The sequence below is a fragment of the Spirosoma panaciterrae DSM 21099 genome (genome assembly GCF_000374025.1).
GTDB classification, from domain to species: domain Bacteria; phylum Bacteroidota; class Bacteroidia; order Cytophagales; family Spirosomataceae; genus Spirosoma; species Spirosoma panaciterrae.
Genome location: NZ_KB893173.1, coordinates 158051 through 176776, shown reverse-complemented (window position 1 = coordinate 176776; position 18726 = coordinate 158051). Strand labels below are relative to the sequence as shown.

Annotated in this window: 16 protein-coding genes; 7 read left to right on the top strand and 9 right to left on the bottom strand. The window is 49.7% G+C overall.

The genetic code is table 11. The features are described from left to right. Positions 1 to 5: 5 nt before the first annotated feature. Both B153_RS0104140 and B153_RS0104135 read left to right on the top strand, forming a co-directional pair. Entirely contained in the window at positions 6 to 1037 is a 1032-nt protein-coding gene (locus tag B153_RS0104140) for a glycosyltransferase family 2 protein (RefSeq protein WP_020595409.1), read from the top strand. Positions 1038 to 1115: 78 nt separating this feature from the next. Further along, entirely contained in the window at positions 1116 to 2648 is a 1533-nt protein-coding gene (locus tag B153_RS0104135) for an MBOAT family O-acyltransferase (RefSeq protein ID WP_020595408.1), read from the top strand. A gap of 48 nt (positions 2649 to 2696) precedes the next feature. On the opposite strand, the gene msrB is transcribed toward B153_RS0104135, so the two are convergent. The 3 genes from msrB to prmC all read right to left on the bottom strand — a co-directional run bounded on the left by msrB (position 2697) and on the right by prmC (position 5210). Next, a complete protein-coding gene (gene msrB, locus B153_RS0104130) occupies positions 2697 to 3206 on the bottom strand; it encodes a peptide-methionine (R)-S-oxide reductase MsrB (RefSeq protein WP_020595407.1) in 510 nt (169 codons plus the stop codon). A 72-nt stretch (positions 3207 to 3278) separates the two neighbouring features. Beyond that, positions 3279 to 4256 carry an AAA family ATPase gene (locus tag B153_RS0104125; RefSeq protein WP_020595406.1) on the bottom strand — a complete coding sequence of 326 codons (978 nt, stop codon included), beginning with the start codon at positions 4254 to 4256 and terminating at the stop codon, positions 3279 to 3281. A gap of 105 nt (positions 4257 to 4361) precedes the next feature. After that, a complete protein-coding gene (gene prmC / locus B153_RS0104120) occupies positions 4362 to 5210 on the bottom strand; it encodes a peptide chain release factor N(5)-glutamine methyltransferase (protein WP_020595405.1) in 849 nt (282 codons plus the stop codon). A 122-nt stretch (positions 5211 to 5332) separates the two neighbouring features. Between prmC and ribD the strand changes: the two genes are divergently transcribed. Beyond that, positions 5333 to 6427, top strand: coding sequence for a bifunctional diaminohydroxyphosphoribosylaminopyrimidine deaminase/5-amino-6-(5-phosphoribosylamino)uracil reductase RibD (gene ribD, locus B153_RS0104115; RefSeq protein ID WP_020595404.1), 1095 nt, complete (start codon positions 5333 to 5335; stop codon positions 6425 to 6427). A 147-nt stretch (positions 6428 to 6574) separates the two neighbouring features. Here the strand turns inward: ribD and B153_RS0104110 are convergent, their stop codons facing one another. The 3 genes from B153_RS0104110 to nagA form a co-directional block, all read right to left on the bottom strand. Beyond that, positions 6575 to 7081, bottom strand: a complete 507-nt coding sequence (locus B153_RS0104110) for a hypothetical protein (RefSeq protein ID WP_157634569.1) — start codon at positions 7079 to 7081, stop codon at positions 6575 to 6577. Between the two features lie 14 nt (positions 7082 to 7095). Further along, positions 7096 to 10050: a TonB-dependent receptor gene (locus B153_RS0104105; protein WP_020595402.1), complete on the bottom strand. Its 2955-nt coding sequence runs from the start codon at positions 10048 to 10050 to the stop codon at positions 7096 to 7098. 829 nt (positions 10051 to 10879) lie between these two features. After that, on the bottom strand, positions 10880 to 12043 hold the full coding sequence (nagA, locus tag B153_RS0104100) for an N-acetylglucosamine-6-phosphate deacetylase (RefSeq protein WP_020595401.1): 1164 nt from the start codon (positions 12041 to 12043) through the stop codon (positions 10880 to 10882). A 198-nt stretch (positions 12044 to 12241) separates the two neighbouring features. Here nagA and B153_RS0104095 point away from each other — a divergent pair, with 198 nt between their 5' ends. Both B153_RS0104095 and B153_RS0104090 read left to right on the top strand, forming a co-directional pair. Further along, entirely contained in the window at positions 12242 to 13513 is a 1272-nt protein-coding gene (locus B153_RS0104095) for a 3-phosphoshikimate 1-carboxyvinyltransferase (RefSeq protein ID WP_020595400.1), read from the top strand. Between the two features lie 50 nt (positions 13514 to 13563). After that, positions 13564 to 14370, top strand: coding sequence for a phytanoyl-CoA dioxygenase family protein (locus tag B153_RS0104090; RefSeq protein WP_020595399.1), 807 nt, complete (start codon positions 13564 to 13566; stop codon positions 14368 to 14370). Positions 14371 to 14374: 4 nt separating this feature from the next. On the opposite strand, the gene B153_RS0104085 is transcribed toward B153_RS0104090, so the two are convergent. Next, on the bottom strand, positions 14375 to 15292 hold the full coding sequence (locus tag B153_RS0104085; protein WP_026261900.1) for a hypothetical protein: 918 nt from the start codon (positions 15290 to 15292) through the stop codon (positions 14375 to 14377). A 233-nt stretch (positions 15293 to 15525) separates the two neighbouring features. Between B153_RS0104085 and B153_RS0104080 the strand changes: the two genes are divergently transcribed. Further along, the gene (locus B153_RS0104080; protein ID WP_020595397.1) at positions 15526 to 15870 is read left to right on the top strand and encodes a DUF4260 domain-containing protein; all 345 of its coding nucleotides are present in this window, start codon (positions 15526 to 15528) and stop codon (positions 15868 to 15870) included. 4 nt (positions 15871 to 15874) lie between these two features. Here the strand turns inward: B153_RS0104080 and B153_RS0104075 are convergent, their stop codons facing one another. Together B153_RS0104075 and B153_RS0104070 are read right to left on the bottom strand one after the other, a co-directional pair. Beyond that, entirely contained in the window at positions 15875 to 16885 is a 1011-nt protein-coding gene (locus B153_RS0104075; protein WP_020595396.1) for an AraC family transcriptional regulator, read from the bottom strand. A 98-nt stretch (positions 16886 to 16983) separates the two neighbouring features. After that, on the bottom strand, positions 16984 to 17733 hold the full coding sequence (locus tag B153_RS0104070) for an ABC transporter substrate-binding protein (protein ID WP_020595395.1): 750 nt from the start codon (positions 17731 to 17733) through the stop codon (positions 16984 to 16986). Between the two features lie 121 nt (positions 17734 to 17854). On the opposite strand from B153_RS0104070, the gene B153_RS0104065 reads away from it, so the two are divergent. Further along, positions 17855 to 18706, top strand: coding sequence for a GLPGLI family protein (locus B153_RS0104065; RefSeq protein WP_026261899.1), 852 nt, complete (start codon positions 17855 to 17857; stop codon positions 18704 to 18706). The last annotated feature ends 20 nt before the right edge of the window (positions 18707 to 18726 follow it).

The window sequence follows — 18726 nt, the reverse complement described above, 5'->3', positions numbered from 1 at the left end:
CCAAAATGCCAAAAAAACGTACTTTTGCCAATTCTGATACCGACTCAAGCTATACTACCTTGTTAGAACCTCAGATTTCGATCATTGCTCCACTTTATAACGAAACCGAGTCGTTTCCTTATCTGATTTCTCGGCTGAATGCCGTAATGGAGAAGTCTCCTTTACGTATTGAAGTTGTGCTGATTGACGACGGAAGCCGCGACAATACGGCGCTGTTGATGCAGCAGGTAGCCTTGACAGACGCTCGTTATCACTGTGTCTTCTTATCCCGAAATTATGGACACCAGATCGCACTGACGGCTGGTATTGCAGCCGCACGGGGCAGTGAAGCGCTGTTTATCATTGATGGTGATTTGCAGGACCCACCGGAATTGCTGACCGAGTTTTACGCAAAGTATCAGGAAGGCTACGACGTGGTGTATGCCATTCGGAAGAAGCGGAAAGAAAACGTTTTGAAACGAACGGCCTACGCTGGCTTTTATCGATTTATGAAGGCCATTTCGTACGTCGATATGCCACTCGATAGTGGTGATTTTTCATTGATAAGTCGCCGGGTAGCCGATGTGCTCAATCAAATGCCCGAAGAAAGCCGATTTATCCGGGGTATGCGGAGCTGGATTGGCTTTAAGCAAATAGGCGTTGAATATGAACGCGATGCCCGGCTGGCTGGTGAGCCCAAGTATTCATTCAAGATGCTACAACGACTGGCTTATAACGGGATTTTCAATTTTAGTGAGTACCCGGTCAAGATCATTACCCGATTGGGGATGCTAACTATTGGGGTTGCGATGATCTATCTGATTCAGACGTTGATCAAACGGTTTGTGTATCATGATGTGCCCCAGGGGTTTACAGCGCTGCTGTTTGTGATGGTATTGTTTAGTGGCGTTCAACTGATTGCGCTTGGCTTAATTGGTGAATACGTGCTTCGCATCTTTTTTCAGGCGAAAGGACGCCCATTGTATGTCTTGCGGGACGTAATCAAAGACCAGCAACGACAGCCCGTAATGCCACTGAAGCAGGCCAGTCTATCCTGATCACTTTTTCACAGGTTTACGAGTACTGATATCAGGCACTGACGATGCCGAATGCCTTAAACCGTAACGGTAGAACGGATGCTTTTTAATTCACTACAGTTTTTACTGTTTTTTATAGTCGTTACCCTGAGCTATTTCAGTCTGAAATGGCAGGGGCGATGGATATTGCTGCTGGTAGCCAGTTGTTACTTCTACATGGTTTTCCAGCCGTCGTATATCCTGATACTGTTTCTGACCATTGTCATTGATTATATCGCGGGTATCTGGATCGAACGGTCGAGTGGGCGCTCTCGTCGCTGGTTATTGGTACTGTCGTTGATTTCAAATCTGGGGATTCTGGCATTTTTTAAATACCTCGGTTTTTTTTCGGAAAATATTGCCGGGCTGTTCGACTTTCTGGACATGCCACATATTGCCGACTCTGTAACGGCTGGCGCCAACCGCGTCTTTGTGAAAGTGCTGCATATCTTCGGTAAAAGTGGTATTTCGTCGTATAAAGATAATATGAGCATTTTGCCCATTGGTTTGTCGTTTCATACGTTTCAGGCCATGAGCTATACCATTGAAGTATACAGGGGCAATCAGAAAGCCGAGCGCCACTTTGGTATTTATGCGCTCTACGTTATGTTCTACCCCCAGTTGGTGGCCGGGCCTATCGAGCGGCCGCAGAATGTGCTGTGGCAATTCCACAAAACCTTTGCCTACGATGCTGAAAATGTGAAAGCGGGGCTTATGCAAATGGCCTTTGGGCTATTTAAAAAGCTGGTTATTGCCGACCGCCTTGCCATGCTGGTCGATTATGCGTACGGTAACCCAGCGGAGCAAAATGGGCTCACACTGCTGGCCGCCACGTTCTTTTATACCTTCCAGATCTACTGTGACTTTTCGGGTTATTCTGATGTGGCGATTGGGGCAGCCCGGGTAATGGGTTTTACCCTTATGGAAAACTTCCGAACCCCTTACATTGCACAGTCGATTTCGGAGTTCTGGCGACGCTGGCATATTTCGCTGTCGACCTGGTTTCGGGATTATCTGTATATTCCATTGGGTGGCAACCGGAAAGGTGAGTTTCGTCAATACCTGAACATGCTGATCGTATTTCTGGCCAGCGGGCTCTGGCATGGTCCCAACTGGACATATGTTATTTGGGGTGGCCTGAATGGCGTGTATCAGATACTGGCTGTTCTGCGGGATAAACTTCTGTCGAAGCTGGGTTTTTCGCGTACACAACCCAGTTTAATCACGTCTCCGGTTCATGATCGGGAAAGTCAGCAATCGCCCGTTCGGGTGGTGATCAATACATTCATCACATTCGGGCTCATTATGTTGACGTGGGTGTTTTTCCGGGCGCGTAGTGTCAGTGATGCCCTAGTGATTCTGAAACGGATTGGCACGCTGTCGTTGGGCGATACTATTCATAGCCCTATGAATACTGTCGAAATGTGGTTCAGTCTCTTTTTGATCGTGTTTTTACTGATTAAAGAAGCCTTTGTTCTCACCATCCCAACGCGGAGTACGGTGCAGTTCATCCTGCTTTTTACGTTCATCACCTTCGTTACCTATCTGTTTGGGGTCTTCTCCTCCAACCAATTCATCTATTTCCAATTCTGATAAGATGCTAATTAGCAATTCGAGAATTGCTAATGATTGTTATGCGAACTACCGTTTGGGAGTAAATATCAACGCTATGCCATTCATGCAGTACCGAAGCCCGGTTGGGTCGGGGCCGTCGGTAAAGACGTGGCCCAGATGGGCATCACATACTGAACAGCGCACTTCGGTCCGGTTGCCATCCGGTTCGGTGTAGATGGCGTTGGGGACGATGGGCTCGTAAAAACTTGGCCAGCCCGTATGCGAATCGAACTTGGTGGCCGACGAAAAAAGTGGATTCTGACAACACACACAGGCATACATCCCGACTCGGTGTTCGTGGGTCAGTTCGCTACTATTAGGCCATTCGGTGCCACGTTCCCGGGTTATATGGTATTGGGAGCGGGTCAACTGCGACCTCCACGCGGCATCCGATTTCTCTACCCGACGATTACCCGGTGAGGTAGTGCCCGCCGGAGGATGGTGCAACGGGCGGGGTTTAGCTACAAACGTACCATAGACCCATAACCCTCCTATCAAAAGAAGGGTGATCGATAAAAAAAGGTACGTTGGTTTCATAGGTAAAGCGCAAATGAATGAATACGTAGGTGTAAAAGCTCGCGTCAGTCGATTCGCTCATTCACTCGTTAGCTACCGACCGATGGCTACTTTTCGCAATATGGAATCAATGACCTGCAAGGTTGTAACCCCATCGGCTTCGGCTTCGTAGTTGAGCATGATGCGGTGATTGAACACGTCGGGGGCTACTTCTTTAATATCTTCGGGCAATACGTAGTCGCGTCGGTCAAAATAGGCGAGGGCTTTGGCCGCCAGATTCAGGTAGATCGTAGCCCGTGGCGACACACCAAACTGAATATACCGGGCTTCGTCACGTAGGTTATACTCCAGGGGGCGTCGTGTCGCAAAAACCAATTCAATAATGTATCGCTCAAGGGTTTCCGAAATCGTGATGCCATTGATTTCATTGCGAATGGCACTCAACTCTTCTTTGCCCAATACAGGTTGTACTTCGTAGTCGAAGTTGAGGTTCGACATTCGGCGCATCACTTCCAGTTCATCATCTTTGTTAAGGTAATCGACAAAGACTTTCATCATGAAACGGTCGACCTGCGCTTCAGGCAGCGGGTACGTTCCTTCCTGTTCGACCGGATTTTGAGTCGCCAGTACCAGAAAAGGCCGATCGAGAACGAACGTTTCTTCGCCGATCGTAACCTGCTTCTCCTGCATGGCTTCGAGTAGAGCCGACTGTACCTTGGCGGGTGATCGGTTGACCTCGTCGGCCAGAATCAGATTGGCAAAAATAGGGCCTTGTTTAACCTCAAATTCAGCCGTTTTCTGGTTGAAAATCATCGTACCGATCAAATCGGCAGGGAGCAGATCGGGTGTAAACTGGATGCGCTGGAAGTCGAGTTCAAGAACTTTGGCGAGCGTGTTGATCGTGAGGGTTTTAGCCAGTCCTGGTACGCCTTCCAGCAAGATATGTCCACCCGTAAACAGGCCAATGAGCAGGCGATTGAGCAGGCGTTCCTGTCCAACGACAACCTTGCTCATCTCTCCGAATACTTCGCGAATTTTTGTATGGTAATTGAATGAAGTGGTCGATTGCATCTTTTACCGTTTTCAGTTTACGGCTTACCGTTTACAGTCGATTAGACACAAATTGTATCAGTTGAGTCGACTCTGACCGTAAAGAGTACGCTGTGAACGTATAAACTAAAACGTGGCCCGAATACTGCGATCCTTGCCGTGAATATCTTTGTATACCTGTATTTTGGAAAATCCCCGATCGGCAAATACCTGCCGGGTGGCTTCTCCGAAACGTTCATTAATTTCAACGTAACAGGCTCCGTCTTTAGTGAGGTGGCGTGTGCAGAAATCTGCTACGGCTTTGTAGAAAACCAGCGGATCACTATCATCCACAAACAGGGCCAGGTCGGGTTCATAGTCGAGAACGTTTCGATCCATGACGGCTGCTTCGGAGCGGGTTACATACGGTGGATTACTGACCACACAATCGAACCGCTGGCCGAAATCGGGTGGTACGGCCAGAATGTCCTGAATCGCAAACTGCACATCCGCTTTTAAATTCTGGGCATTACGCTGGGCAAGCGCTAACGCTTCGGTCGAAACATCCCATCCCGTTACAACGGATTGGGGAAGAAAGCGGGCCAGTGTGATGGCGATACACCCACTCCCTGTACCAATGTCGACGATGGGCACATCGTCGGTCCGGTCGGCAAAATCGTGCATGATGAGCCGAACCAGGTCTTCAGTTTCCGGTCTTGGAATCAGCACATCGGGCGATACTTCGAACTCTAATCCGCAAAAGATCGTCGTACCAATAACATGCTGAATAGGCTCCTGGCGATTCAGTCGTTCCAGTATTTTGAACCAGTCGGGTTCCGTGCGATTGGGAGGAAGTGGCTTGTCGGTCAAAACATCCGTTTTACGCAGGCCGAAGTAATGGTCGAGTAGCATAAATGCCATTTCCCGCGCTTCTTCGGGCGGGTAGGCGGTAATGTTTTTGCTCAGTCGGTCGTATAGAGGTTTGGCGGTAGCCATTGGATTCTTTCGGGTAATTTTGCCAAAAATAGGGAAGTTTTCGGTTAAGGGTTTGTTTTAGGTTTTCAGTTTACAGCAATGGGGCAGAAATTTGCATATCCTTACCAGAAACCATAATGCGAATGGAAAACCCGTATATGCTACGTGCGCTTGAACTAGCCACCCTGGGCCGGGGTCATGTGAGTCCGAACCCGATGGTTGGCTGCGTAATTGTGCATGATCGTAAGGGGCAGGTTAGCCCACCGTTTGGGCGAATTATTGGAGAAGGGTGGCACGAACGATATGGGGAAGCCCATGCTGAACGCAATGCCATCCGGTCGGTTCGGCCAGAGGATGCCCATCTGCTGGCTGAAAGCACAGCCTATGTAACGCTGGAACCCTGCTCACACTATGGCAAACAACCGCCCTGTGCTGATTTATTGATCGAGCGAACCATCGGTCGGGTCGTTTGCTGCAACGATGATCCCAATCCGCTCGTGGCAGGGCAGGGTTTTGCCCGACTTCGCGCTGCCGGTATACAGGTCGAAACAGGGATTTTGAATGCCTATGGCCGTCAGGTAAACGCTCGTTTTTTTACTTTTTTTGAAAAAAAACGGCCCTATATCATCCTGAAATGGGCAGAGACAACCGATGGGTTTATGGGGGGCGAAGGGGGTAAGCCTGTCAAAATCAGTGGCGATTTGTCGCATCGGCTGGTGCATCGCTGGCGGAGCGAAGAAGACGCTATTATGGTGGGAACCCAAACCGCCCGTAACGATAACCCTCGGCTCAATACCCGCCTTTGGCCCGGTAAAAATCCGGTTCGTATTGTATTCGACCGCAACCTGACCCTACCGCTTGACCTTCACTTGTTCGATGGCTCTCAGCCAACGATTGTGTATCATGAAGTTGAACGGATGAAAGAGCAAACGGGTGTGCCAGATCGGAGTGAAATAAGGCAAATTCAACCCATTTACGCCATCACGTCATCACTCCATTATACCGTACAAGACCTTTATCAGCGGAATATCCAGTCGGTACTTGTTGAAGGGGGCGCAACATTATTACAATCGTTTATTGATGAGAGGCTTTGGGATGAAATGCGGGTGTTTCGCAGCCCAAGCCTATTGGGAAAAGGTGTTAAAGCGCCCGTAGTACAAGGGGCATTGGTAAGCCGCGAACAAATTGGCGAGGATGAGTTGAGTATGTATCAACCGACTACTGAACCAGGGCCTTAAGCGATCAACGGAAGGAAAAGTATATCTGGATACACAGACGAAAATAGCCCCAGAAAAGAATCCAGGGCTATTAAAAAACACATTTTGCGGAAAAATCTTAACCTACACGTTAGCGATGTAGCTCTTTAGTCGATTCGTAAACGACCGTTACGATTGGGCAATCGGCGTTGCATTCACCCCAATATTACCACTGGCCACCAGCGTTGTTCCCTGCATTACTTTCACATTGGCATCGTAGGTACTTAACTTATCATAGAAACCAGCTTCATTAATTGTGAAGTATTTGTTGCTGGAAAATGCGCCTGTAGCCCCACTGACCGTATCCAGCGTTTTGAGCGACGTGGTCGACGTGGCCGATAGCTTACCCTGAAAAATCGAAGACGAATAGGACGCGCCGGTTGCCGTGTTGTACAAGCCGATTTCCACCAGCGTAACCGATGAGCTGTATTTGTAAAAGACCACCCGTCCATAGATATTTTTCCCGTCTGTCGAGGCCAGGGTATAGGCTTTGTAGGTCGATAGTGTACCCCCCCCCGCAGCCGCAGTATAGATTGGCTCATAGTTTTGCTGTTCGCAGGAAGACGAGAAAACAAGCAGTGCACACAAAAGACCAAAAACAGGCATTGAGCGGAATAAATAAACTAGATGTTTCATTGTCTGGATCAATTTTAGAGGTTGAACAGGACACGGCCATAGTAATAAGCACCGTTTGAGCCTTGCTGGTAATTGGAATACAGATAGAAGCCACGGTTTTCGGGCCGAAGAAGCTCTGGGTACTTGTCCAGGATGTTGCTGCCTCCGATGGAGAATTTCAGGTTGCTGTTTACAGCGTAGCCTATGCTGAGGTCGAAGATGGCCTGAGGCTTAAAGGTTTGATCGTAGTAATTCCCCTTGTCGTCGGCCGATACAGACAGCGCCGTTATTTTTCCGTAGTAGGTGCCGCGCAGCATCACATCCCATTTGTTCTGCCGATACATGACTGAGCCAATGAGCTTCGTGCGGGGCGTTCCTGTTTCGAACTGACCGATAATATCCCGGCTCAGGTATTTTTCAACCACCTGGTCGGGGGTAAGGTTTTCTACTTTCAGGCTGGGCGGATTCCGGCTCAGGATGCTGTTCTTGCTGAAAATGGCGGCCAGATTGTACGTGAGACTTTTATTGCGCGACAGATTCTGCGTGTAGTTGCCAACCAGTTCAAGCCCTTTAGAACGAACATTGGCCCCATTGACAAAGAACTGTGCCTGACCACCCCCGATGACTTCATCGTAGTGATTGCCAACTTCTTCGGCGCTAAAGAAACTCGTCTGGAAAATACGGTTATCGACATCGATCTGATAGGCATCTACGGTTACCTCAAACCCCCGGGTAGGCTGATAGGTCAATCCAACACCATACGTTCGCGAGTTTTCCTGACTAAGGCCCTTGATACCCAGTACGCGGGCGGCTGTACTGTTGGTGGCATAGGTAGTAACGTCCAGAGGCTGAGGAACGCCATTGGCATCGGGTATAAATGCCGTAGTGGTGTGCGTAAAGTTCAGTTCCTGCAATGAGGGGGCCCGGAAGCCCGAAGCAATGGAGCCCCGGATGGTAAGATTCTTTGCGATGTTGTACCGGGCGGCTAATTTGCCAATGGCTACTCCACCAAAATCAGAATAGTTTTCGACCCGCACAGCAGCCGCAAGCAGTAGTTTCTGGGTTAGCTCAAGTTCTGTGTCCAGGTAAGCCGCCATCGTAGTACGAAAGGCGTTTCGTTCGTCTTTAGGACCGAAGCCCGAAAAACACTGGCAGTTGGCCGCAAAGTTTTTGACGGTAATCTGTTGCCCGGCAAAAACGGATAGAGGTTTTCCATCGGCTCCCACGATGGGTTGAGCCGCTTCATTCTGCAAGGGTAAGCCGTTGGGCCCAACCAGCAATCCGGCCTGTGAAGCAGTCAGAATCCCGGCATCGCCATACGTATAGCTCTCTTCCTGACCCTTGATGATCTTATAGTTTTCAACCCGCATCTCAGCACCAAACGCGACGTTGAGCCCATTCATGACTCCTTTAAAATACCGCGAGAAGTCAAGATTCGTAGAGTTCTGGGTGAACTGGTTGGTGCCAATGTTCATATCGACTGGCGAATTGGCACCAATGGATGCATTGAAGGTATTCGTCATGCTGATCAGCGACGTATTGCGACCGAATGTATTGCTGAAATCTACGCTGAACTCACCCAGTTTACTGCGGATACCGACCGTGTTGGAGATGTCGGCTGTGTTGGTGATTAGCTGAGGCCGGAACCCATTGGGATACAATAAATAGTTGAATCGGTCGGTTTGGGCGGGGCGACGGTAATAGCAGGAGAAACCTTTCAGATACTTGTACGACATGCCACCAAAGCTGTAGAGGGTGGTATTGGCGTTGATCTCGTACCCGGCATTGTAGAACATCGAACCCATTGTAATACCGGGCATACCCGCATACACCGAAAAATCGGAGGGGGTAAGCCCTCGGGCACTTAGCAAGCCGGCTTCGGTTTTCAGGCTGGTAGCAGCGGTTGTGTTGCCAGCCGCCAGAGCATTGACCAGTTCGGGGTTGGTGATAATGGGGCGGCCGTATTTATCCGTGCGCAGGTTGTTCAGATAGGTGTTGTCGTAGATTTGCCAGTCATTGACGAACTGACGAATGGTGGGCCGGCGTTGGGTGATCTGGCCTGTCAGGTTGAGGTAACCCCGGTCGCCAATCTTGAAGCCGTAGTTGGCGTCGAACTGATAATTGAAGCCATCGGGCTTCCCGGCTTTGGTAAGGTCGCCAGCCTGACCACCCGAGTTGAGATACCCACCCCCTGTGAGGCTGCTTGTCAGTTTGTTCGTCCCTTTTTTGAGGATGATGTTCACGACCCCGGCTACGGCATCCGAACCATATTGAGCGGCTGCTCCATCGCGCAGAATTTCGACCCGATCAATCGAAGCGGCTGGTATGGTCATCATATCGACCGAGGTAGAGGGGCTACCCACGGCGGTTGTTCCGATCAGCAGCGAAGAGGTGTGCCGCCGTTTGCCATTTACAAGGACCAGAATTTGATTGGGAGCCATATTTCGTAACTGCACCGGGTCGACGTGGGAATCGAGGTCACCTCCCTGGTTTCGGACCGCATTGAAGCTGGGGGCTACAAAAGCAAGCATCTGGGCCAGATCGATTTGGGGCAGATCGCCCATAATATCTTTAATCGAAATGACATCGACCGGAACAGGCGTTTCCAGGACGGTCCGGCCCGTATTGCGCGTACCCGTGACGACTAACTCGGTAAGTTGGGTTGCATCCTCGTCGAGCGATACGGTGATCGTGGTTTGATCGCCTACTTTTATTTCTTTGGACTTAAAGCCGATAAAGCTCACAACCAGCACATCAGTCGGAGAGGCTTCTACCGAAAACATCCCCTGCGCGTCGGTAATAGCCCCTTTTCGGCTATTGCCTTTCACCAGTACATTCACGCCCTGCAGAACTTCTGCATTGCCGCTGGAAGTAACTTTTCCGGTAATTTTGCGCGTCTGAGCCATTGCTGTCATTGGCAACAGGGTGACCAGCACCATCAGAGTAACAAAGCCTGAAATTACATGAAGTAAACGTCTCTTTTGTTTCATAATATATTGACGAAAAGTTAGATTGGATAACCTACACTTACCCCCATCTAAGAGGCAGGAAAGAGAGCAAACAGGCAGGCTTTATGGGGATATTCTTTGTCATTGCCTGCTGCCCAAAGGCGTGTCGCCACTTTGTTGAAGGCTCGTAATTCGTACTTAGCTCCGCGACTGAGCGGAGTCTGCGAGCCGTGGTTGGCTTAAATCGGACGAGGTTTGTTGAGAAGAACGTCGTACGTAGGACGGTCCCAGAGTTGGGCTGGCTGGTGATCGATAGAGTAGAATTCCGGGCGAATAGGTTCTGCCTACTGCATATCCGCTGATTGATGCATACTGTTTCATACTCATCCTATGGTTGAACGTAAGTAGTACGTAGTGTTAAGTAATAGGCAATGCGCTGGCTGACAGGGGTGTAGAACCCATACAGGTGATAAAAAATACGGTTGAAATCAGGCTATAGCGTATCGACTATGGATCAGCTTCTGGCTATAGATGCTTTAGGTAGAGTGCCTCTCAACTAATATTATGTCGCGCGAATTGAGGGTATATTTTGTTGTACTTGATCGAAATTACAAACTATAATAACGTTGTCAAGTATTATAGTGAAATATAATACTGAATTATTTGAATAATACAATAGAAAACTATATTGATTCTATTTTATTTTATTTGATTGGTTTATATCCGTATTTATACTTAATCGGCGGGTGGTTGGCAGGTCTGCTCAGGGCGAATGGATCGCCCCCGAAACGTAGCGTACATAGATAAAATCAATCTTATGATGCTACATTTCGGGGGCTATGTCAGGCGATTGTAAAGCTAATTATACCTTTCAGCGAATAGCCTTACCCAGAGCCCACACACCTTTTGTGTGAAGGGATGAATCCGTCCGCACCAGATTGGCGATGTAACCCGGTCTGATCTTCCCCAGTTGCTGATCCATGCCTATAATTTCTGCTGGAATCGTTGAGGCCATTCGAAGGGCATTGGCCAATGGAATCCCGGCTTTCTCAACCGCTATCCGAACGCAGTCGATCAGCGTGATGGCTGAACCTGCCAGATTGCCTTCGTTGTTGACATAACGACCGGGACCGCTACTGTCGGGTTCATACTGAACAACAAACTGACCCAGCGTAAACGAAGGACGGGGCGGATTGGCAAATAAGGCGTCCGAAATAAGAAACAGTCGTTCGCCAAGCAGCCGGTACGCAATACGAATAGTGGTTGGATTACAATGATAGCCGTCGGCAATAATGCTGGCCCGAACGGAAGGATGATCAAACACCGCACCTACAACACCCGGCTCACGACTTTCGAAGCCCCGCATGGCATTATAGAGGTGCGTAGAGAGCGGCACACCCGTATCGAACGCATTTGTGGCTTGCTCATAGGTAGCATTGCTATGGCCAAGTGAGAGCAGCGTTGTAGGGTGTTTCAACTGCTTGAGGGCCTCGAACTGCTCAGGAGAAAAAATTTCAGGGGCTAATGTCAGTATCCGAATAATGTCGGAATTGGTACTGAATAACGCTTCAAGCTCCCCTTCGGCGGGTGTGCGCACATACGCCATACTATGCGCACCACGTTTGACAGGGTTAAAATAAGGGCCTTCAATGTGGAGCCCCGGCACCCCGAAAGGATCTTCGTCCCGAACGACGGCTACAGCGGCCATTGCCTGTTGCATAATGGCAAGCGAGGTCGAGTGGATCGTTGGCAGGAGGGTAGTCGTCCCATTTTGGGCGTGTGCGTTATAAATGTGCCGAACGGTATCGGGGGTGGGTATCTCGTTTAAAAATAGATTTGACCCCCCGTATAATTGAAGGTCTATCAGGCCGGGAATCAGGTAATCCCCATTTAGGTCTATAGTGGATTCTGGATCGGCAGAACCCGTGTCGGCAGATGTTGTAAGGTCCTGAATGCGACCGTTTTCTACGCGAACGGTTGCTCGGGTAAGCCATTCATCGCCGGTAAAGACGGTGGCATTGATAAACTGATTCATGTACGGATGGAGCTTTTACCAGGTATTACAGGCAGATGATGGCCGGAATCTACCCGATTTTTCGTTTTTTTGTGAACAATTTCTTTTGTGAATTACGCTGTACAGTTTGTGATGGGCTTGCACGAACGGATTGATACGTTAGCCTGCCCTAAACCATAAACTGTACAGCGTGATCTGAAAACTATAATCATACACTGCTTGAACGCTGTTCGTTTAACTCCGCCTGCCAGCCTGACCAGCCCCGGCCTTGTCCAGGCTACTATTCCATTGGCTTCGTCGAAAAGTGAAAGTAATCGTGCATTAATTATTGATGCCTTAACAGGGTTTCAATCTACCCTGCATAACCTTTCTACCGCCCGCGATACACAAACCATGATTCGATTGCTCAGATCGGATGATGGTACCGCCGATGTACTGGATGCCGGGACGACGATGCGTTTTCTGACGGCCTATTTTGCTGCAACTGGCCAGAATAAAACGATGACGGGGACACCACGAATGTGTGAACGGCCCATCGGTATTCTGGTCGATGCATTACAAACCCTTGGGGCCGATGTTACCTACCTGAACAAAGCGGGCTACCCACCCCTGCAACTGAACGGGTTTACGCCTTCCGGCACGAACCAGGTCCGTATTCGGGGGGATGTGAGCAGTCAGTACATTTCGGCCTTGCTGATGATTGCTCCTACCTTGCCCAACGGGCTGACTCTGGAGTTGACCGGAGCCATCGGGTCGCGTCCGTATATCGAGATGACTCTGGAGCAAATGATCTGCTTTGGGGCTGATGTTCAGGCCGACTGGGATGCAAAAACCATTACTGTAGCCCCCAAGCCGTATATACCCACAACCTATACGATTGAATCGGATTGGTCAGGGGCCAGTTACTGGTATAGTGTAGCCGCTTTGACACTCGATGAAACGGCCGAAATTAGGCTGTTAGGGCTGAAGCCAAAATCGTTGCAGGGCGACAGCGCCATTGTATCGATTATGCGGTTACTGGGGGTAGAAAGTACCTTCACTGAGCAAGGGGTTCGGCTTACCAAATGCCCGGCAGCTGAGTCGCTGGCCTGGGATTTCACCGACTGCCCCGACCTGGCCCAAACAGTGGCCGTATGCGCGGCTGTAAAAGACATAACCCTTCGTCTGACAGGGATCGAAAGCCTGAAAATCAAGGAAACGGACCGGGTCGCTGCTCTCCAGGCGGAATTACAGAAAATTGGTGCCGAGTTGGTGGAGATCGAGACAAATCATCGGTACGAAGTTCGACGCCTGGACCGACCACACCCGATACCTGCTGTCATTAAAACCTACGACGATCACCGGATGGCTATGGCGTTTGCACCCGTTGCCATGCGTGAGGAGATTATCATTGAGGAACCGGGTGTTGTCGCTAAATCATACCCGAGCTTCTGGGATGATATGGCCCGGGTAGCAACCGTTGAGTTTGTTGATAATGTGGTTCAGGTTTAATACCTGAAAGCCGTAACGTTTGATCCTGAACCCTTAAAATCTGAAAAACAATGACACACCGGGAGCAATTCGATCAACAGGGCTACCTGATCGTTCGGAACGTTTTTACCCCCGAGGAAGTAACCCAGTTACGGCAGGCGGCCTATACCTATCGAGACCAGCAGCAGAAGCTGGGTCTGGTCAAACAGGTAAAACAGGCGGCCTCCGTGAAAGGTGATTTGCTTAGTAAAGAGAAGTTGGGTTGGGTCATTTATGATCCGCGTATTGTGGCGATCGCTACCGAACTTCTGGGCGACACGCCCGTTTATTTCTCCGACAGCACCTATCAGATCGGCACCGGAACCCGTGGTTTTCATCGCGACAACATTGACCGATACCAGTTTGGGCAGGGAGCCGACTGGGATGGCTCATACCCATTAATCCGGTTTGGTATTTATTTGCAGGATCACGACACCTACAGTGGCGGTATTCGGTTTAAGGCCGGTAGCCATAATGCGGCTGATGGAGCCGATGTATTTGCCGATACCCGCGCAGGTGATATTGTCGTGTGGAATATGCGGACACTCCATAGCGGAAATGCTCGCCGGATGAAAGTGTTGAATAACCTGCCTCTGCACGTTGGCCTGGAAAACCGCTTGCCCGATTTTCTGTTCCGTGAACAACAGGGCGAACGGGTCTCTCTTTTTTTTAGCTACGGACTGGAAGGCAAACACCTTGACCGCTACCTCGAACAGCACATTCAGAAACGGGCCGATATGCAGGAAAATGTCCGATTATCTACGTATTCGCCGGATACGCTGCAGAAAGCCAGTGCGAACCGCATTCGGGTGCTGGATGTAAAGAAACGGGTCGATTAAGACGCTATCGGGTTCGTTCCTGCTTTACCTCATGCTGCTTTCCGTAAATGTACCGAAGCGACATACCAAACCCCCAGCCAGAGCCATTGGCTGTGACGGATGCGTATTGAATCGAGGATTTATTGACCGAGTAAATCAGGTCGGAGCGGAGGGCGTCGCCAAGCCCCCAGTATTTCCGTAAATACCCGCCTAACTCGAGCGATGACGACAGGCGGACGTTGTACTCGAAACCCGCTTCGGCAAGCCCAGTAAACTGGCTGGTCGTTGTGGTGTTGTCGAGCCGCAGGGTATCGATACGGTTGCCACGGCCCCCATAAACATACCCGATCAGTTTGAAGTCGTCCAGTTGTTTGGTACCGTTGGGAATCAGCCATGCACCACCTGTAAGCCAGAAACCTGTACCATTTTCGGCTTTTTTACCGGAACCAATCCGTCGTTTTAGCCGTACCGGAATACCGCTTCCACTATTTTGATAGGTAAATACCAAGGGCTGACTTCCATTCGCAATCGTAATGTTCAGATGGATAGGAGCATGGGCATAGCCAGCCTCTACAGCCCAGGCGTTTCGATAGGTATAGCCTGCCAGTACGCTCCAGACGCCTTTGAATTGAGTAGCGGTGCTAACCAGCCGGTTGAAGGAATTGCTCAGCGTACTACCGTCGCTGCGGAAGCCACCTTCCAGGGCAACAGACCAGGTTTGAATTTCGCGAAGCTGGTGAAGCAATAAATAGTCGGACTCCCGGCCGCTTGCCGTTCGACTGGTACTCGATCGGGGCACATCAGACCGTTGTTCCGGGTCATCCGTGAGTACCCTCCGGCGGATTGGAGGGGGGGCTGTTTCGCTGGTGTCAATCTCTATGATCTGAGCGAGTGCCGAGACGGATTGACAAAACAGAAACAAGATGAGTAAACAGTGTTTCACAATATAGACTTGTTCTGATAGGTACTATTAATCACGGTTACGCAACTTTCCTCTCAAGTGTTGCCAAATTTAGGAAGTTATCTGATTTAAGTCGCTCAAAGCCCAGTCGTTAGCTTTCGGGCGACGACCAGCCTTTATTTCTTCGTGAAAAGTCAGTCAAATTGCGTAGTTGGTCATCGGCCGATTTGGGGCTTCACCGGACCTTTGTCATGTACTAAAGAAGACACGAACCAATGAAGACCTTACTTAAATCCGAAGAGTTGATTCAGTTTCTGGGCGCTATTTATCTATTTTCCCGCCTGAATTTTGCCTGGTGGTGGTTTCCTGCCCTGATTTTGCTGCCAGACATCAGCATGATTGGTTATCTGCTTAATCCGGCTATTGGGGCTGTTTTATACAACATGGTGCATCACAAAGGATTGGGCATTGTAGTAGGACTGCTGGGACTGATGCTGGGCAGTCAGAATCTGATGCTGGCCGGGGTTATTTTATTTGCCCATTCAAGCATGGACCGGACGATGGGTTATGGCCTGAAATACCTCGATAGTTTCAAACATACCAGTCTGGAGAATTTGTAACGGGTTACGACGCCATTCGAAATGCACCCGGCGTTTGGCCTGTCCATTTTTTGAATGATCGGAAAAAGACACTGGGTTCGGCAAAACCCAGGAGGTAAGCAATATCAGTTGTACTGAGATGGGGTTCCCGCAGGTGTCGCACTGCCAGTTCTTTCCGGGTTTCATCGAGCAAGAGCTGGTAGGAGGTCCCTGCTTCTTTCAGGCGGAGCTGCAAGGTACGAATGCCGATTGCCAATCGGTCGGCCACGGTAGCCAGGGTAGGCTCTTCCCCTTTCATGATCGTCACGATCTCGGTTTTAACCCGGCTGCTGATGGAAGGCGTTTTGAGTTTGTCGAGGACGTCGCTTGCGTGCTTCTCAAATAGAGCCGACAAGGTTGGACTGGCGTTTAAGATGGGCAGATCGAGCAGAGAAGCATCCAGAATCATGGCTGTTTCGGCAGTGTCGAAGGTAAGCTTCGCAGGAGAAAACACCCGCTCATGCTCCTGAATGTCGGTGGGGTGCGGATAGGCAAACCAAATTTCCTTCGCGGTGATTGGTACGCCCGTCAACGCCCGCATCGCAGCCAGATAGACCGACAATTCGGAATTGTAGGTATAATCCGGGTAACGAATATCGGCACTGGTGATGTGTAATGACAAGATATATTGATTGCCTGTTAGCTGCCCGGTTGTCGTTATTCCTTCGCAGGCAACATCCTGATAGTGACAGAGGTTTTCCAACGCCCGACCCAGGGTAGGGCTATGCATCATCACATAGGCCAAAACTCCGATTGCAACAGGATTAATCAGCTCACCCAGCTTCAGGGGAATCGTTGGATCGCCAGTGATTTTCACAATCTCCTGCCATAAGGCTTGTATCTGCCAGATAAAAACGCGTCCATCCGGGTCACTGAGTTGCTCCGGTGTGATTCCGATCGTTTGGATAAGTGGCACCGTATCAATCCCTTGTTGTCGAACAGCAAACAAAATCAGATTGATGGATGCAACAGAAAGTGTGTCGTTAGTCGTAGGCATGAAGCAGGAAATACGTTCGTCAGGGGTACTCAATGCGTGGCGATGTCGGGTCGTCGTTGCGAATGAAAATCAAAGTATCATTAGTCCACAAGTAGATACTAGGATTGAGACGCAGCCAGTTCAGTTCGCAATTTCCTAAAATAGTCAGACGACCGCAACAAGCGGCTTCCATACCAGGAAAACAGTTCACCATCAACCAGCACTATTCGAGTGTCGGGACAAATGGCCTGTAGTTCTGCAATATGTTTCTCGGAAAAAGGGTAGGGCTCAGACGATAGAAAGAGCAGGTCGGGCTTTACGGTTTGCAGGTCCTCAGCCGTAATCTCGGGATAGCGTGTCCGATGGGAAAATGCATTCGAAAAACCAGCTACTTCCAGCATAGAATGGATAAACGTCTGATCGGCTGCTACCATAAAGGGATTTCGCCAGATCAAATACGCTACCCGTTGGGGTGACAGGACAGTCCCTGAGCAAAGCGCATCGCCAATCTGTTGGGCTAAATCAACGGCTTCCTGCCTTTTACCAATCCGGTCTCCCACCTCACGAATCATCGCCAGCGCGTCTGATACGGTAATCACATCCGTAACTAAAACTGGATAGCGACCTTGCAGCTCGTCAATCTGCTCCTGGCTGTTTTCCTCTTTATTGGCAAGGATGAAATCGGGGTTTAGTTCTTTAATTTTGCTGATGTTCAGGGTTTTAGTTCCTCCAATAATGCACTTGTTCGTAACTTTATCGGCTGGATGTATACAGAATTTAGTAATACCCACTACCTCATTGTCCAGACCAAGGTCGAAGAGCAGTTCGGTTTGTGAAGGCACCAGGGAGATGATTCGTTGCGGGCACATAACGTATGCATTCGTCGGGTAAATTTACCGACTCAGCACCTAATAAACCCCTTTTAACGAGATTTTGACAGCTAGTTGAAAAAATTATGCAACGTTTACACTTAGAAACCTTCATTTCACTATGAAACCAGGAATTTTCACCCTAATGCTTACAGGACTGACGGCCACTACCGTGTTGGCTCAGACCACTGCTCCTACGTCGGGCAAGATTACGTACGAAGGGATGCGTCAGATCGATCGTTCGCAAATGCGGATGGTTATCAATGGCCAGGAAGTTCGTCCGGGTAGTGCCGGTGCTCCCGATGCACCTGAAGGGTTACCCGAAACCATATCGTTTACGCAGAAGTTGGTGTTTGCCGGTACCATGGCCAAAGAAGAACGGGATCGCCAGCAGGGACCAATGATGTTTCGTCGACAAATGGGGGACGGTGCTCCCGATGGAAACGGTGTTCCGGGCGGTGAACAGCCTAATCGTCCGCGCGGTGATCGGCGAATGAACTTTCCATTCGAACAGCAAACGTTTCTGGATCTGGCCAACAGGCAGCGAATTGATGTGCTGACCGTTAAAAAAGATTCGGTCACGACGATCTACCGTACCGACCGTCCGATGCCAGCCGCAACTGATTGGCAAACCAGCGAAAAAACCAAAAAAATTGCGGGCTATGTCTGTCATAAAGCAACCGCCACACACCGGAAAATGCCGTACACAATCTGGTACACGACCGATTTGCCGTTTACCTATTCGCCCGTAGCCGACCTGACTCCCCCTCAGGGTGTCGTGTTGTTGATTGAGTCCGATACGGAATCGTATAAAGCTACCGGGGTTTCGACAGAAAGCGTGACAGATACATCGGTTCAGCCTCCTAAAGACGCCAAAGTGGTTTCGGCCGAAGAGATGGAGCAGATTCGCCGGAAAGGTATGGCTGATTTCCGCCAGCGGATGATGCAGAACATGCCGTTCCAACGGAATTGAGCCTACACGGTACTCGAAAC